This window comes from Paenibacillus sp. BR1-192, assembly GCF_029542445.1.
Lineage (GTDB): Bacteria > Bacillota > Bacilli > Paenibacillales > Paenibacillaceae > Paenibacillus_AQ > Paenibacillus_AQ lautus_A.
On the sequence record NZ_CP120718.1, the window covers coordinates 260452 to 277061 of the forward strand.

12 protein-coding genes are annotated in these 16610 nt (G+C 50.0%); 6 read left to right on the plus strand and 6 right to left on the minus strand.

Annotated elements, in window-relative coordinates; all coding sequences use genetic code 11:
- The first annotated feature begins 107 nt into the window (after positions 1-107).
- From P0X86_RS01215 to P0X86_RS01225, 3 genes are all read left to right on the plus strand, one after another.
- A complete protein-coding gene (locus P0X86_RS01215; RefSeq protein ID WP_277747550.1) occupies positions 108-3749 on the plus strand; it encodes an S-layer homology domain-containing protein in 3642 nt (1213 codons plus the stop codon).
- A gap of 292 nt (positions 3750-4041) precedes the next feature.
- Positions 4042-4461 carry a DUF1259 domain-containing protein gene (locus P0X86_RS01220; protein ID WP_012818536.1) on the plus strand — a complete coding sequence of 140 codons (420 nt, stop codon included), beginning with the start codon at positions 4042-4044 and terminating at the stop codon, positions 4459-4461.
- A gap of 55 nt (positions 4462-4516) precedes the next feature.
- Positions 4517-4936: a DUF1259 domain-containing protein gene (locus P0X86_RS01225; protein WP_012818537.1), complete on the plus strand. Its 420-nt coding sequence runs from the start codon at positions 4517-4519 to the stop codon at positions 4934-4936.
- A 64-nt stretch (positions 4937-5000) separates the two neighbouring features.
- Here the strand turns inward: P0X86_RS01225 and P0X86_RS01230 are convergent, their stop codons facing one another.
- From P0X86_RS01230 to P0X86_RS01240, 3 genes are all read right to left on the minus strand, one after another.
- The gene (locus P0X86_RS01230) at positions 5001-5177 is read right to left on the minus strand and encodes a hypothetical protein (protein ID WP_012818538.1); all 177 of its coding nucleotides are present in this window, start codon (positions 5175-5177) and stop codon (positions 5001-5003) included.
- Positions 5178-5362: 185 nt separating this feature from the next.
- A complete protein-coding gene (pdxA, locus tag P0X86_RS01235) occupies positions 5363-6364 on the minus strand; it encodes a 4-hydroxythreonine-4-phosphate dehydrogenase PdxA (protein ID WP_277747551.1) in 1002 nt (333 codons plus the stop codon).
- The gene (locus P0X86_RS01240) at positions 6361-7674 is read right to left on the minus strand and encodes a four-carbon acid sugar kinase family protein (RefSeq protein WP_277747552.1); all 1314 of its coding nucleotides are present in this window, start codon (positions 7672-7674) and stop codon (positions 6361-6363) included. Before P0X86_RS01240 ends, pdxA begins: the two co-directional genes overlap by 4 nt.
- A gap of 205 nt (positions 7675-7879) precedes the next feature.
- Here P0X86_RS01240 and P0X86_RS01245 point away from each other — a divergent pair, with 205 nt between their 5' ends.
- Positions 7880-9001: an RNA-guided endonuclease InsQ/TnpB family protein gene (locus tag P0X86_RS01245; protein ID WP_277747553.1), complete on the plus strand. Its 1122-nt coding sequence runs from the start codon at positions 7880-7882 to the stop codon at positions 8999-9001.
- Between the two features lie 150 nt (positions 9002-9151).
- Here the strand turns inward: P0X86_RS01245 and P0X86_RS01250 are convergent, their stop codons facing one another.
- Both P0X86_RS01250 and P0X86_RS01255 read right to left on the minus strand, forming a co-directional pair.
- Positions 9152-10135 (minus strand): 2-keto-3-deoxygluconate permease, encoded by a 984-nt coding sequence (locus tag P0X86_RS01250; RefSeq protein WP_277747554.1) that lies wholly within the window; start codon positions 10133-10135, stop codon positions 9152-9154.
- Between the two features lie 161 nt (positions 10136-10296).
- Positions 10297-11982 carry a sigma-54-dependent Fis family transcriptional regulator gene (locus P0X86_RS01255; protein ID WP_277747555.1) on the minus strand — a complete coding sequence of 562 codons (1686 nt, stop codon included), beginning with the start codon at positions 11980-11982 and terminating at the stop codon, positions 10297-10299.
- A gap of 241 nt (positions 11983-12223) precedes the next feature.
- Between P0X86_RS01255 and P0X86_RS01260 the strand changes: the two genes are divergently transcribed.
- Together P0X86_RS01260 and P0X86_RS01265 are read left to right on the plus strand one after the other, a co-directional pair.
- Positions 12224-15010: a glycoside hydrolase family 3 C-terminal domain-containing protein gene (locus tag P0X86_RS01260; RefSeq protein WP_277747556.1), complete on the plus strand. Its 2787-nt coding sequence runs from the start codon at positions 12224-12226 to the stop codon at positions 15008-15010.
- Positions 15011-15206: 196 nt separating this feature from the next.
- A complete protein-coding gene (locus P0X86_RS01265) occupies positions 15207-15428 on the plus strand; it encodes a hypothetical protein (protein WP_347177531.1) in 222 nt (73 codons plus the stop codon).
- Positions 15429-15618: 190 nt separating this feature from the next.
- Here P0X86_RS01265 and P0X86_RS01270 read toward each other — a convergent pair whose 3' ends face one another.
- The gene (locus P0X86_RS01270; protein ID WP_277747557.1) at positions 15619-16542 is read right to left on the minus strand and encodes an aldolase; all 924 of its coding nucleotides are present in this window, start codon (positions 16540-16542) and stop codon (positions 15619-15621) included.
- Positions 16543-16610: the final 68 nt, after the last annotated feature.

Below are 16610 nucleotides of genomic sequence, written 5' to 3' on the forward strand. Positions count from 1 at the left end.
TTCGTTGGAGGGAGTTATCCGCACAAATTTATATCTGAATGGGACAAGGGGTCAAGGGTCGTTGTTGGATGTCATACGGTTACTAACTTACAGGATGGGTGAAATAGTTGAAGAAAAAGATAATTTCAATGATCGTGGCAACGCTGTTAATTGTTACGAATATGCCAATGGCATATGCGCTCTCGCCGGTAGCAGAGGTTTACTATAATGCCGGAACGAGCATCTATGATTCCAGTGATTTTGAGAGCCAGTTGAATGATGCAATTAAAGCCCGGTTGAGCGCACAAGGCGTAAATCCTAAATATGTGTCCATCATGGACGCGAGCGCAGACCGGACAACGGTAACGGATACGACGTATGTGCATGCCGGATATGACAGCTGGTATATAGACCAATTTGGCTATGCGATTCCCCCGGCGGTTGAAACTGCCGATTACAATCACGTTCAAGCTTCCAACGGCGGCAACACGTTAACCTTCTATGGTTATACCTCGCCCGCGTATAAGGATTTCATGCTGACGCAGGGAAGCCCTTCAGGCAAGAAGATCATTACCTTCGACATGGATGAATCCAAAGTGGATTACCACAGCATGGAAGGCGGCGGTTTTCTATTTAATACCCAAATCGACGTCAGCGGGAAATTAAGCGGGTATGCGATTTTATATGTTCAAGGTGCCATCAATGTATATAAGATCGATGGCGTAGACGCATCCGCTCTGCACAATGAAACGTGGAGTCCTTTGAGTTCCATGTCAGGCGTTACCTCCATCGGAAGTTTTCCGAAAGGGGCATCCTCCCACCACAGCATTAAAATCGTGGTAACGGATACGACGCTGAGCATGTGGGATAATGGCGACCAGATCATTCGTAATCTAGTCCTTCCGGACGTTTACGGAGATGAATTTGGTCCGATCGTCAGCCATATAGGCCATGGCTGCGAGATCATTTCGATTTTTTCATTCGACAATATGAAATTATATTCAACTTCGAGCAAGCCGTTGGATGTAGCGGTCGATAATATCCTGTGGGGGACGTCGCCGCTGCGCTATGTCGTGAACATTAACGATGACCCTCGCGGGGATTTGGATCAGGGATCGAATCAATCCAAGCTGACGGAAGCGTTCAATAACAAAGGCACACAGTATATCGGCGTAACGGAGTCGACTTATACGGGCACCAACGATGATTTTATCCGCGGTTTGAACGAAGGCGGACTGCATGTCGATTCCGACAAATCAACCGACGACATCATTCAAGAAATTGCGAATCGGATCGCGGATCAACTGGTTTCCGATTATAAAGAAGCCATTCAAGCCATTGAAACGGCAGAGGACAAAACCGATGTCGAGTATCATCCCGGCGACATGAAAAATTCGGTGAAAAACAATCTAACATTCAAGCAAGACGATGACGTCACTACTACCTGGTCCTCCGACCAGCCGTCGGTCATCGCACCTGATGGAACCGTGACGAGACCGGTTACGAACCAGTCGGGAACTTACGTGACCTTGACGGCAACCATCACCAAAGACGGGCTGACAAGCGAGAAGACGTTTACCGTCTATGTTCTTGCCGCAGATCCGGCTCCCTTAAGCACATTGAGCGCTGTTGCGGGCAATGGGCAAGCGACATTGAAATTCCCTGCTTTAACCGGTGCAACAAACATCGTGGTTGAACAGTCTACCGACGGTACCAACTTCACGCAGGTAAGACCATCGGAAACGCTGGATGCGTCTTCAACAAGCGCAACCGTAACCGGATTAACGAACGGTGAAACCTACTATTTCCGACTGAACGTCGAATCCGGACTATATGACGGCGTATCCAACGTAGTCCAAGCCTCGCCGTCGAAATCGTTAACCACGTTATCGGCAGATGCAGGCAATGGGCAAGTGACATTGACTTTCCCGGCATTAACAGGGGCAACGAGCATTGTGGTTGAACAATCTGCGGACGGCACCACGTTTACTGCGGTTAGCCCGTTGGAGACATTAGATGCTGCTTCTACAAGTGCAACCGTAACCGGATTGACGAACGGCGAGACCTATCAATTCCGATTGAAAGTCAAATCGGGTCCATATGCTGGCTTGTCCAATGTGGTCCAGGCTTCCCCTTCGGAACCGATCACCACGTTGTCGGCCGTTGCGGGCGTCGGACAAGTGACATTGAATTTCCCTGCTTTAACGGGGGCAACGAACATCATTGTGGAAAAATCTACGGACGGCGCCACCTTTACGCCGGTCAGCCCGTTGGAGACGCTGGATGCCGGATCAACGAGTGCAATCGTAGCCGGTTTATCGAGCCGCGAAACCTACTATTTCCGACTAAATGTCGAATCAGGTCCACATGCAGGTTTGTCCAATGTGGTTAGCATCAAGCCAAACGCGCCTGCGGTACCGGCTGAAGATCCGCCTGCAGGGAATACAAACGTTGTACAGCAGCCTGCACCTACTATGAAAACGGACGTTGTTGTTTCCGATCAAGCCAACGGGGGCAAAGTCGTTCAGGACAAAATTACAAAGCTCGTCGGAGACAGCCTGAAAGTATCGGGGAAAATAATATCGGCAAACGGTCAAGAATTGAATCTGCCGAATATCGCAATGAACCAGGACGGCAGCTTTACGCTTCCGAAAGTTGTACCTGGCGAATATACGTTGTCGCTGAACGTGATCGCGCCTAACGGGGAGAAGCTGGCTGGTCCTGCCGGCAAGCTGAGCGTCGATAGCAATGGAAATGCCAAGTTATCGGTTGATCTAGTCGATCCATATGGCACGATTCTCGATAAGGTGACGGAACAGCCAGTTGCAGGCGTGAAGATGCAATTGTATTGGGCAGATACGGAGCTGAATCGTTCCAAAGGCAGAGTGCCGGGAACGCTTGTCCATTTGCCTGAGCTTCCGGATTTTGCACCCAACAAGAACCATAACCCGCAAATGAGCTCAGACAGCGGTCAATATGGCTGGATGGTTTACGCCAATGGCGATTACTACTTCTTGGGCGAGAAGAACGGATACGTTGTTTTTGACAGCCGTACCGATAAGCGTGAAGAGCGCTTTGGCGCTGACAGCTATATTAAGGACGGAGTCATCCACGTCGGCGACACGATCGTGAAATTCAGCTTCTCCCAGGAGCCGAAAGTGAAAGCCGCAGGCGATCATCGCGCATACATGGTCGGATATCCTGACGGCACGTTCCAAGCGGATCGTGGCATTGTCCGGTCCGAAATGGCTGCGATCCTGTCCCGTTTGTATACATCCGCAGCGAGCTCGAAGAAAGTATCGTATTCGGATGTGAGTGCGAAACATTGGGCAACGAACGCGATTACGACCGCAACCAACAATAAATGGATGGTCGGTTTCGGCGACAATACATTCAAACCGAAGAAACAGATCACGCGGGCGGAATTTGCACAGATTCTCATGAATTTGTATAAATGGGACGCTGTCCAGGAGAGCACATACACGGACGTAGCTGGACACTGGGCTGAAAAAGCGATTGCAACGGCTCAGGAGCAAGGTGTGCTGTTCGATTTCACGGAGGAGACCTTCCATCCGAATCAGCCGATTACGAGATTAGAGGTTGTTCGAATCCTGAACCAACTGCTGGATCGTAAACCTTGGGATATCAAGGTTGAACCGAAGTTGACCGATGTTCCGGAAAACCACGACTACTATTCAGACATCATGGAAGCTTCGATTCCGCATGGGTTTGAGCAGCTTGAGACAGGAATTGAAGATTGGAAGGAATAGGGGCGTCAGCGAAATGTGGCTGTAAATAGTCACGGTTCGCCTCCACGCATACTTTAAAGACCACCTTTTTAAGGTGGTCTTTTGCCGTTGGATATACATTTTGGTACTGCGAAACGACGTATATATAATTTGAAGACGACAGCATCATAAGGCCGTCGCCTTTAAGTTTTAGAGTTGGATATAGATGCAGATATATTAATATCTTTTTATTCTTATAAATAAGTGATTGGTCCAATACTATGTTCTCCGTCGGTCATATGATACCTAGAATACGATTAAAGGAGGACTTATCATGGCTGAACAGGTTAGAGTGAGCCCGCAATTCAAACGGCTTTGCAACCAATTTGGAAGAATCCTAGGCGGCGAATCGGAAATTGAAGAAGGTCCGGTTTGTTTTGTCACGCGGATGACGAACTTAAGAGAGACGATTTTGGGAAGAAGAACGCGTTCCCCTTTGGTTCAAATGCAAATGTTTTCGTTTGAATCGCTTGATCAGTCGGGCCGCGCGCTTTGTTTGGGTGAGACTGCCGTGCATCAAAACCAGGTGAATCGATTGATGTCGAATCTCCGCAAACGGGGGATTAAAGTAACGGCGCTCCATAATCACTGGCTAAAAGAACAGCCTCGTTTAATGTATATGCATTGGGAATCGATCGACAATCCGGTTGCGTTTGCCAGAAAAACAAAAGAATCCATTGCATTCTTGGGTTAATGCGGTTGAGTCATATCGCTCATATTTCTATCATTTCATGAGAGGATGATTACGTATGGCGGAAGTGCAAGCAAGTCCTCGCTTTAGAAGATTATGTGACCAATTCTCAAGTATTTTAGGCGGAACGGAGCATGAAATTACAAAAGGCCCGGTTTGCTTTGTCTCCAGAAATAGAAGAGTAAACGCATCTATCTTAGGTAGACGTACCACTTCTCCTTTGATCCGTTACCAACTCTTCTCGTTTGAATCGCTGGACAGTTCCGGTCGCGCGCTTTGTTTGGGAGAAACGGCTCTCTTCCAAGGCCAAGTGAATCGATTGCTGTCGAATCTTCGCAAGAACGGGATTAAAGTAACGGCCGTCCACAATCACTGGTTGTTTGAAAATCCCCGCCTGATGTATGTGCACTGGGAGTCCGTCGATGATCCCATTGCATTTGCAAGAAAAGTAAAGCGTTCTATTGCATTTTTAGGTTAACTATCGGATGGGAAAATATTAGAAAAGCGACCGTAATCGGTCGCTTTTTTACGAGTTTATATCTCTAGTGATAGTTCTTGGACTCATTCTCCTTGTATTTGCCGTCGCTGTCATGCAGAGCCTGTTTACGGCGATCATTGCGGGCTTGCTGCTGTTGCTGGGCCTCATGGCTGTTCACGGGTGTCTCTGCCAATTGTTCCACCGTGTTGATCAGGTTCTTGTCCGGTTGGTTCGTGCTCAATGGAAAGGTCCTCCTTATTTACTGGAATCGATTGTGATGTTTATTATGTGCTGGCGGTCATGCACCTATTCGTAACTACACGCTTTGGCTTGAACGAGGGGCTGGACTTGTTCTCTCCAGGCATAGAAAAAAAGACCCGGCGGAAGCCGGGTCTTCTACATATGACATCTTCGATCGTCACAAAATTACATTTGATCTTTCGGGGCAAGCTCAATGGCAGAACGAATCGCAGCGAGCATACTCTTGTCATCGGCGATGTTCTTCCCTGCAATATCGAAGGCGGTGCCATGGTCGACCGAGGTGCGGATGATGCCGCCTTTCAGTCCGACCGTAATGTTCACGCCCTCTTCGATGCCCATGACCTTGATCGGCGCGTGTCCCTGGTCATGGTAGCAGGCCACGACGATATCGAAATCGCCTCGGCCGGCTCTGAAGAATAACGTATCCGCAGGGAGGGGGCCGACTACATTAATGCCTTCCTGCTGGGCGCGTTTGATGCCCGGAAGCAGCTTTTCTTCTTCTTCGCCGTTGCCGAACAATCCGTTCTCGCCCGCATGCGGGTTGATTCCGCAGACCGCGACTCTTGGATTGTCGAAACCGGCCTTCTTCAAGGTATCGTGGGCCAGTTTGACGACGGTATACGTTCTTTCCGGGTTGATGCTCTGAATGGCCTCGATCAATCCCATATGCGTCGTCAGGTGAATGACCCGTAGGTTCGGCGTCGTCAGCATCATCGAGAAGTCTTTGGTATCCGTGAGATCAGCCAAAATTTCGGTGTGACCCGGGTACATATGTCCGCCTTGATGCAGAGCTTCCTTGTTCAGCGGAGCCGTGCAGATGGAATGGATCTTCCGCTGCTTCGCCAGATCGATGGCTCTTGCCAGAAACTGAAAGGCGGCATCTCCCGCAATTGCTGATACTTCGCCGAATGAAAGGTCAGCCGGCACGAGGTCCAGATCGATAACGTCCACGGTGCCGAACTCGTATTTTGCCTCGGCGGGCTCTTGAATGGCGTTCACCTTCAGGCTTGAGCCGATAATCGGCAGCACGCGTTCCAATATTTTGGCGTCGCCGATCACGAGCGGGTTGCAGTTATCGTACATCTCCTGATGGGATAAGGCCTTCATAATGATTTCGGGTCCGATGCCTGCCGCATCGCCCATCGTAATTCCAACCGTCGGTTTCATGCTGGATTACCTCCTTTTATCGTTTGAATCGCGTGGATAAATACGTCCGGCTTGCCGAATCCGCCTGCCTTGGTGACCACATACAGATCGTCGATCCCCAAGAATTTCGAGATCGGCACGCCGATCTCCAGCTCGTCCAGCAATTCGAAGCCGCTAATGCTCCATTGCATGCAGATTTGTTTGGCCGTGTCTCCGCCTGTCATGGATACGCCCTTGAAATAACCCTGCTCCAGCAGTTGGGCACAGATTTCTCCCATCGCGCGGACAATCTCGTTACTGACCTCGGTGTGATTGAGCCCGCGGGCTTCGCCTACGGCACGGGCCTGTTCGATATCGGAAGACTCCGCCGTGGAATAGATCACGATATCTTTGCCTTCCAATGCGTGCAGCTTGACTTCTTGATAGACGCGATCCATTTCTTCCGTGCGCTCCGCCGAATCGGACACAGCCTTATAAGACACGAATTGCACGGGGACCACGTCGGTATGCTCAAGCAAAAGCTTCAGCTGGGCACGGGAGTTCTTGTTCACGCTGCCGACCACGGTAAGGATGGGTCCCTGATTCTGCGCGATAGCAAGCTCCCTCGGTTTGGACGAAATATGATAATGGGCCGGCAGATAATTGGCGATGCCTGCAGAGCCGGCCCATGCGAACTTGTATGGGAGCTGCCCGGTGATGTGCAGGATGAACTCCAGATGAGCTTCTTCCGTGGAATCGATCAGCACATACGGTATGTTATGTTCTTGAAACTCTTTTAATTTGCCTTCAATGCGGCCTGCTCCAGCCTCCAGATCACGGACTGAGATCTCGCCGACGGCATACTTGGTTTGCAGCTTCAGCAAGTCGGGAAGATAGGAGTGGGTGACAGGCGTTTTGGGATCATGGGCAATCTCGGTTTCGGCTAACGGTACTCCATTCAAGTAATGGGTAGCGTTAAGAATGGTTCGATTGTTCTTGGGATAACCCGGAGCGATCATCATAAAGTCCGGCTTCGCCACATCATACAGCGCATCAATTTCGGTCCCGATATTGCCGCGCATGGTGGAGTCCATTTTTTTGAAAATCGTATCAAACCCGGCATCCGTTAAAAATCGAGCGGCCCGGTTTACTCGCTGATAAGCTTCTTCGGGTGTTATGGAACGGCTGTCCGTATCGAAAACAACGGCATCGTAATGACGAATGTTGTCTTTGTCCATATCGAACAGAACGCTTGTTTTAAGGCCATGACGAGCGAGTTGGACCCCGCTGTCATTGGCGCCAGTCAAATCATCTGCAATGATGGCTAATTTCATGCCTTGCGTAAAGGACACTCGTGACTTCAGTCGTGAGAGGAATTGACTTGCTCTATCATCTTACGAAAGATCATAGTTCCCTTACTTCCTCCCTTCAATATAGTGGATAAAGCCTTGGTCTGCTGCTTTAAATAGGAACAAATGTTTGGTATAATTGAAATAAGGATATTTTTGAACTCCGTCCTTATTTCCCTTATTCCAGCGAATCGTGGTGTTTTTTTTGATGGAAAAGGCAAAGGTTACAGTTACGGTGAAAATAAAGCTTACTCCGACTCCCGAGCAATCAGAGCGGATGCTTCAAACCTTGCATGCTTACCGCCAAGCGTGCAACTTTGTCTCACAGCATGTCTATGAGACAAAGAAACGTTCCGTGATTTGTCTGCATAAGCTTCTATATCGCGATTTGCGCGAGGCCTTTAGCCTTCGCTCTCAGATGGCCCAGTCTGTCTTGAAGACCGTGGCTGCTCGGTATCAGTCTATAGTCAGCAATGGACATCCTTGGACGCAAATTCACTTCAAGAAACCTGAATATGACCTGGTTTGGAACCGCGACTATTCACTAAGTAAGCAAATATTCTCTATCAACACCTTAGAAGGTCGCATCAAGGTGCCCTTTGTCATGCAAGGGATGGAGATCTATTTTGATGGTACATGGATCTTTGGCACGGCTAAGTTGGTGAATAGACGCGGGAAGTGGTATCTGCACATTCCAGTGACGAAGGAAGTGGATAGAGTTACTCTACCCTCGATCCATCAAGTTGTCGGTATTGATTTGGGCATTAACTTTGTAGCAACCACCTATGACATAGCAGGGAAGACCGTATTCTACCCCGGCAGACCGATCAAAGATAAACGGTCCCAGTATAAGCATCTGCGCAAAACATTGCAGCAAGTCGGCACACCTTCTGCCCGCAGGAAACTGAAGCGGATCGGTGAACGAGAAAACCGCTGGATGACCGATGTGAACCATCGCATCTCAAAGGCACTCGTGAGTCAGTATGATCCATTCACCTTATTTGTGGTTGAAGATTTAACTGGTATTCGCACGGCTACAGAACGCGTGAGAGTTCAGTATCGCTATGAGAACGTATCGTGGTCATTTCTTCAACTAAGGAAGATGATCGAATACAAGGCAGCGCTACGCGGAGCGAGAGTGGTTGCAGTCGACCCTAGGTATACGTCACAGACTTGCCCGAAGTGTGATCGTAAAAACAAAGCGAATCGGGACAAGAAGAAGCACCGTTTTTGTTGCATGGCTTGCGGCTACCAATCTAATGATGATCGGATCGCTGCGATGAATCTTCAGCGACTTGGAATCAAGTACATCGCTGAAGTGGCTAAGTAGGTATACCTACTTAGTTGGGCAGCAGTCAACCTGCCTCATGTAACGCCATCCAAAGGAAGGAGGTCTAACGGCCGTTCTCACTTCCGGGCAGTTACAAGCTCGTGACTTCAGTCAAGAGTTGTTGATGCAGTTACCTCCTCCTTGAGAAAACTATGCTGCAGGGTTGTTGTATTTTTCGACGCCGCCTGATTTCTCCAGTCGCTTGGACAGGAATCCAATAAAGACAGGCAGCAGTATGGCGGTCGTCACGACGCTCGCGGCGATTTGCACGGTCGCGATTTCGGCAATCGGCGCGAAGGAAGCATTCGCGGCGACGATCGCAGCCGGCGTGCCTACCGCATTACCCGCTGTGGAGCCCTCGGAAGCACCGACAATCGGATTCCAGCCGATCGCCTTGAACAGAAGAAAACCAATACCGCCCGTGAGCAGGACCGTCAGCACGCCAAGCAGAATACCGCTCAGTCCGCCTTGAATGATGGATGAGAAATTGATGCCCATACCGAGCGAGAAGGCAAAGAACGGAACCAGCTTGTCACTGCCTTTATGCAGCCATTCTGCCATATTCCGGTCCAGGTTCCCGATGACGACGCCGACGAGCAGCGGAAGCAGTACGGCAACTAAAGACATCGCCGAGAACATGCCGTTGGCAAAACCCATGGCACCGAAGATCGAGAGCGCGACCATCGTCAAGAACGGTCCGTCGCTTAATGCCAGGAAAGGATAGGCTGCTTTGTCATCCTCTTTTCCGTATTGTCCGGCTAACGCAATATACAGTCCGCCGTTTGAATTCGTCATGGCCGCGATAATGGCCAGAGGGGCAAGGCCCAGGAATAATCCGTTGGAATCCGCAAACAGGATGGCGACCAAGCCTAATAGCGCGCCGATCGTCCACTTAAACACAAGCAGCGTGACGCCTTTTCCCACCGACGAACCCGCCGTTTTGAACGTGATCTGCGTGCCGGCAATCAATAAGAAAAGAGCGATGAGCGTACTCGAGCTGTTCACGAATAAGGCTTCCGTAAACCCGCCGATCCGCAAAGCGTTTGGTGCGAATGTATTGATGCACGCTCCGATGAGGAGGGGAACAACCATCATACCGCCAGGGATACGATCTAATGTCGCTTTAATTTTCATAATGTTAGCTCCTTGTGTAATCGTTTTATTGAAGCGCTTGCAGTAATTATACTAGTTCAAATTGTTTATTTTAGCAACATATAATTTCTGTAAATATGATAAATCTAATAAATTGTTTAAAATTGCAACACTAAAGATGAAAAAAAAGCGTAAACTTAAATTTATTCTTTAAGTTTACGCCAAAGCGTGGCCCGATTAATCCCTAATCGTTCGGCTGCTCTAGATTGGTTATTCTTTTCCTCGTGGAGTACGTATTGAATAATGTCTTTCTCGATCTCCTTCAGAGTCCCTTTCAACGGAATAGGGGTTGAGGCTGGAGGCTGATGATCGAGCAAGCGTGCTAGCGTATCGGCTGAAATCACATAGTCCGTTTCGTTCATCGCAGCCTGTTTAATGAGCTGCTTTAATTGGCCGATCGTCATGTGCGAAGCATTCTGCCTTATCAGCTGCAAGGCCTCTTCCTTTATTTTGACCGCCGCCGTCCCGTATTTTTGATGGTATCGGCTTAAAAAGAGCTGAATAAGCGAAGGCAGATCCTCCAAACGGTCCGAAAGCGAAGGCATGATGATCGTATTCAGGCTCATGTTCGGGGTTTCGTGTAGGTCAATCGCCCGATCGCTAAGTATGAATACGCCAATCCGCCTATTTAGGCAGGTCTCCACAAAGGCTATCAAATTCGGATCCTGTATGCATTCTTCCACATGGATGAATTCCACGGTCCTGGCTTTGGTCAGCGGAAGGGTTCCTAACTGATCCGGGGAAACTTGGGCTAGATCGATCTGGAGCAGCAAACCGCCGTCCGAGTACAATTGATGAATATACTTCACGATGAAGGACTTGCCCGTATCTTCCCGGCCAAGCAGATGGATGGGCTCATGATGTTGATACAGAGCTTGGATGCTAGCCAACGTGGTGCGCATGGCAGCGGATTCGGCAATTATCGGCTCTGCTAATGATTCAGCGTAGGCTTTGATGCCTGACTGCGCAAATTCATAGGGCCGCCCTTTTTCCAAGGAGTATACTTTATAGCTTCTGTTCTCCAATGAGGTTTCATAGGCTGTGACGGAAAGCTGGTAATCGTCCATCGTAAAAACATTCTGCACTTGGGATTTGTGGAATTCCACATTAGTATTGATCAGATAGATATGGTTATCCGTCAAAGGGCTGTGCTCAAAATCGGCCAATTGCTCATATACGATTTCATTCTGATCGTTAAAAATCACGAGATTGGGGTGCTCTTTGGCAACCAGATCGTTCAGAATGGCCGAGACGGTATGGTTGTTGCTCAGGTAGCGGTAGATGAGCTGGGCATCGTCCAGGGCTCGCATGATGGATTCCTTGCCGGAATGGATGAGGAGTCCCTTTAACCCGTAAGCCTCGGCCGTATGGACGGTGATGACATCCCCGACTACCTGCCGGTATCCGGCAGCTTTCAGCTCCAGCAATAACCGTGCAACATCTTCGGAGCTGTGTATGGTATACACTTTTAAAGGCAGATCCATTAAATCAATAATCGATTGGGCGCCCGATGTGATATTGGAAAAGCCGACAATGGCGGTTTTTCCGTTAAACTGGCTCGCCAGCGTCAAGGAACGGATCATGTCGTATCCGGACAGGTGGACGTCAATGACGGGGATCGATACCGCGGCTTTAATCAGCTGGGCCGTTCCGCCGCGGCTGATAATCACCTCGGCTCCGTTGTTTTGAGCCGAAGCTGCCAGCTCGGCCCCTTTTTGCAAGTCGCCGACGGCGTATTGTATGTCTAACTGGGGAAACAGAGGAATGCACTCTTGTATGATGGGAACCATCGCTTCATAAGGAGCGATCATATGGACACGTATACGCATAACTGATCCTGCTTTCATTCAAAATCATCCAATCGCATATCCCGTGATCGCGGAATATCGATGTTTACATTATTATAGCCAACTTCATCGCATCCTGCGAACATTGCACTGTATTCCCCTACGGAATTTGTTACTATGATAGTACATAGATGCCTAATACCTATTGTTGGAATTCGTCAGGCATTTACAATCTTTCTTCATATGGCTTGGTGATTTGGAGAAACAAACAGGAGGGAACATATTGAATACACAGAGAGTGGGAGCTCCTTTGGAAGGCTTTGCGGAGTTCAGCCGAAAAGTCGCCGCCGAAGGTGCCGTACTGTTAAAGAATGAAGGACAGGCTCTGCCCCTGCAGCCGAACGAAACCGTTTCCGTTTTTGGCAGGACGCAGATCCATTATTACCGCAGCGGTACGGGGTCTGGAGGCAGCGTTCATGTTTCCCATACAACGAATCTGCTGGGCGGTCTTCGGGATAAGAAGGGCATCGCCGTCAATGAAGAATTGGCTGCCGTTTATGAGCAGTGGATCGAGCAGAATCCTTTCGATAACGGCGGGGGCGGCTGGGCGGCTGAGCCGTGGCATCAGAAGGAAATGCCTTTGACCGATGAACTGGTCTCCGCGGCAAGACGCGCATCCGACAAGGCGATCGTTGTCATCGGACGGACGGCCGGAGAAGATCAGGACAACGCCAATGAGCCGGGCAGCTACCAGTTAACGTCCGAAGAAAAAGCCATGCTGCAGCAGGTAACCAAGCACTTCGAGCAAACCGTTGTGGTGCTGAATGTGTCCAACATTATCGATATGAGCTGGCTGCTCGATGAAGGTTATGGGCATCCGATTTCTTCGGTCATTTATGCTTGGCACGGCGGCATGGAGGGCGGCAACGCCATTGCAGACGTATTGGCGGGCGAGGTGACGCCCAGCGGCAAACTGACGGATACGATTGCTTATTCCATCGAGGATTATCCATCGACCCGCAATTATGGCAATGAGCTTAGGAACCTGTATCAAGAGGATATTTATGTGGGCTACCGTTTTTTCGAAACGTTTCGACCCGCAGCCGTCCAGTATGAATTCGGGTTTGGATTGTCCTATACGCAGTTCCGAATCGAGCCGCAAGAAGCCAAACTTGCGGTCAGAGAGGGAGCGCCAACCGTTGAGATCGGCGTGAAGGTGACTAATATCGGGACCGCCTATGCAGGTAAAGAGGTTGTGCAAGTTTATTATGAAGCACCGCAAGGATGGCTGGGCCAGCCTGCCAAAGTTCTGGCCGGTTTCGGGAAGACGCAGGAGCTCCAGCCGGGGGAATCGCAGCAGCTAACGCTCCAGTTCCCGGTTCATGCCATGGCCTCCTATGACGATGCAGGCGTGACGGGCCACCGTTCAGCCTATGTATTGGAGGCCGGAACGTACCGTCTGTACGCGGGAACCAGCGTGAGAAATGTGCAGCCTATCGGCTTGGATGGTCAAGAAGGTTATGTTGTAGAAACGCTGCAAGTTGTCGAGCAGCTCCAGGAAGCCATGGCGCCAACGGAGAGCTTCACGCGAATGAAGCCGGGCGATCGCAGGGAGGACGGCTCGTACGAGCTTACTTTTGCGGAGGTGCCGAAGCGCACGATTGCCATGGAAGAGCGCATTCACCAAAACCTGCCGCCGACCTTGGAGCAAACGGGCAATCGAGGCTATACCTTAAGGGACGTCCATGAGGAGAAAGTCAGCATGGAGGCTTTCATCGCCCAGCTTAGCGATCAAGATCTGGCGGTCATCGTCAGAGGGGAAGGGATGAGCAGTCCGCTGGTTACGGCGGGGACGGCATCGGCTTTTGGCGGCGTGAGCGACCGTTTGCTCGACTACGGCATTCCGGTGGCTTGCACCGCGGATGGACCGTCCGGTATTCGGATGGACAGCGGGCAGCAGGCAACGCAGGTGGCGATTGGCACCCTGCTTGCAGCAACGTGGAATACGGAGCTGGTCGAAGAGCTCTATGTGATGGAAGGCCGGGAGCTGCTCAGCTACAACATCGATGCGTTGCTGGGCCCAGGTCTGAACATTCGGCGCAGCCCGCTGAACGGTCGCAATTTCGAGTATTTCTCGGAAGATCCGCTCATCTCCGGCGCCTTTGCTGCGGCGTGCACGCGCGGGATTATGAAGGGCGGCTCCAGCGCCACGCTGAAGCATTTTGCATGCAATAACCAGGAGAAGCATCGGAGCAAAGTCGACGCCGTCGTATCCGAACGGGCCCTTCGGGAAATTTATCTGAAAGGCTTTGAAATCGCGGTGAAGCAAGGCGGGGCGAACTCCATCATGACCTCGTATAACCCGATCAATGGGCACTGGGCGGCATCCAATTATGATCTGAACACCACGATTCTGCGCGGAGAGTGGGGATTCCAGGGCATCGTCATGACGGATTGGTGGGCCATTATGAACGACGTGGTAAACGGAGGCCCGGCCGATCGGAAAAACACGAACTGGATGGTCCGTGCCCAAAACGATTTATACATGGTGGTCATGAACTACGGAGCGGAAATCAACGCCTGGGAAGACAACACGCTGGCATCCTTGGAAAATGGCACGCTGACCCGCGGAGAGCTGCAGCGCAGCGCCATGAACATCTGCCAATTCCTGATGCATGCGCCGGTCTTCTCCAGAAAGCAGGTGATCGAGGAAGCCGTGGGTTCATTTAAAGCCGATCCTTCCCTTGGGTCGGTACCAGCCCAAGCCTTATCGGAGAGCACGCAAGTGAAGCCGGCTGCAGCGGGATCGACTTATGTGAAGGTGGAGCAGTCCGGCGAGTACCGGATCATTGTGCGCATCATGTCGCCGGAATCGGAACTGGCCCAAAGCGCCTGCAACGTCACGCTGAACGATCAGCCGGTAACCACGATTCAAACGAATGGTACCGACGGCAGATGGATTCGGCAGAAGCTTGTCAAAGTGGAACTGGAAGCCGGTTATTACGAGATGAAGCTGGACTTCGTCAAGCCGGGCTTGCAGATCGAGTGGATTGAATTGAAACGAGTTTAGATCTAGAACACAGGGGCATCCGGCAGATCTATGATCTTTGGATGCTCCTTTTTCCACTTACCGGAAATCATCATATATGATTCTCCTGCTGCTCCGCTCCATGCCAACATGTGTGACAAATGTCCTCGAAATTATATTTGAAATTTGAATAATAAGAATGATGTATAAACATAAAAAGATGAAAGGGCGCGGACGCTTGGCCGCAACGTTTCGTGATTGCGTGGAGCAAGATTATGTTATCGAGCACGTGAAACAACGATTTCACTGTACGGTACTATGGTGTGAAGGGCGTGCATGCTTGGAATATAACGGCGAGGAAGAGCTGGGACGAATCTCGGATTACGTCAAACAAACATTTGACAAAGAGCTGCTGGACGTATTTTTCACAGCCGTTGAAAGCCTTCCGCCAGAGGAATGAATCGTGATGAGACCGTGCCATTTTTTTGCCGTCTTCGGAAAGGGGAGACGACGAATCCGCCTTCATGGATTACTTTAAAACCCGTTCAGAGAGCGGGTTTTGTTTATTCATGAACATACTTATGGGGATTAAAGGTACCTGTATAAGTAAAAGAGAGTAAAAGACGAGAATTCATCGCCTTTTACTCTTATCATTTTGCGATTGCAGTTAGTACCATCTCCGTTAGTTGATGAACCGTCAATTGATGTTGAGGACGTTGCAACTGGTATACGTCGACATTGCCTGCCATGCGCGAAGTAAAGTCAAAATGCCACTTGGTTAAACCGCTATCGGCGAGGAGTAAATTTCGGTAGGTATGGCGATATAGAAGCGGGAGCCGTTCTAATTTTTCAACGGAACGCATCTCGACATGACTGCAGTCGCACTTGATAAGCTCAAAGATACCGGCTAGGGGGAGAGTTCCATCAGAAAAGTGGGTGGTCACGGGAATGGCATACTTGGTTTCGCGGTCAAATAAGGGACGGAATCGATCGGAATTCATGCCAAAGACCTCCAAGCTTTCCTGCCAAAGCTTCTGTTGGGGATAAGCTGACGTCACATAGGGAACATTCCGGTGATCCAACGTAACCGCGATTACATCATCCGTTAACAGCTGGTATCCTCGTTGCAAAAAGGCGGAGGCCAGCGTTGACTTGCCGTGCCCGGAAAGGCCGACAAATGCATAAGCCTTACCATTAATGACGACTGCACTCCCGTGCAGGGGGAGTATTTGACGCTGCAATAAAATGGCTCCCATACAAGATCCGAGTATGTATAATCGCATTTTGTCATGAACGGCGCCTGGTTCGGGTGAGACAAGGATGGTCTTTCCCTCTTCTATTGCAAAAACAGCAAGATCAGGGACTCTGAACATGACCATATCTTCTCGGCATACCAGTGTTCTATGCGAAGAATCAGACTTCTCAAGCCATGTATCACTCAAGTCAGCATAACGAATGACAATATCGGCGACATCATTAGGTAGTGGGGCGGGCTGTAACTCAGGAAGAGGAATCTCGCTGTAAATCGAAAATCCGAAGGCCTTATATGCGGTTCGTTTAAACGTTTGAAGCATGGTCCTCACTCCAATGATTAATATGCGAATAAAAAAGATAGCCCGTATACCCAATAAGGCGTATAAGG

What these genes read in the sequence shown, in the direction of transcription:
- P0X86_RS01270 (WP_277747557.1), bottom strand. Translation starts at nt 16,542, where the DNA reads ATGCTTCAAACGTTTAAACGAACCGCATATAAGGCCTTCGGATTTTCG.
- P0X86_RS01255 (WP_277747555.1), bottom strand. Translation starts at nt 11,982, where the DNA reads ATGCGTATACGTGTCCATATGATCGCTCCTTATGAAGCGATGGTTCCC.
- P0X86_RS01220 (WP_012818536.1), top strand. Translation starts at nt 4,042, where the DNA reads ATGGCTGAACAGGTTAGAGTGAGCCCGCAATTCAAACGGCTTTGCAAC.
- P0X86_RS01225 (WP_012818537.1), top strand. Translation starts at nt 4,517, where the DNA reads ATGGCGGAAGTGCAAGCAAGTCCTCGCTTTAGAAGATTATGTGACCAA.
- P0X86_RS01250 (WP_277747554.1), bottom strand. Translation starts at nt 10,135, where the DNA reads ATGAAAATTAAAGCGACATTAGATCGTATCCCTGGCGGTATGATGGTT.
- P0X86_RS01245 (WP_277747553.1), top strand. Translation starts at nt 7,880, where the DNA reads ATGGAAAAGGCAAAGGTTACAGTTACGGTGAAAATAAAGCTTACTCCG.
- pdxA (WP_277747551.1), bottom strand. Translation starts at nt 6,364, where the DNA reads ATGAAACCGACGGTTGGAATTACGATGGGCGATGCGGCAGGCATCGGA.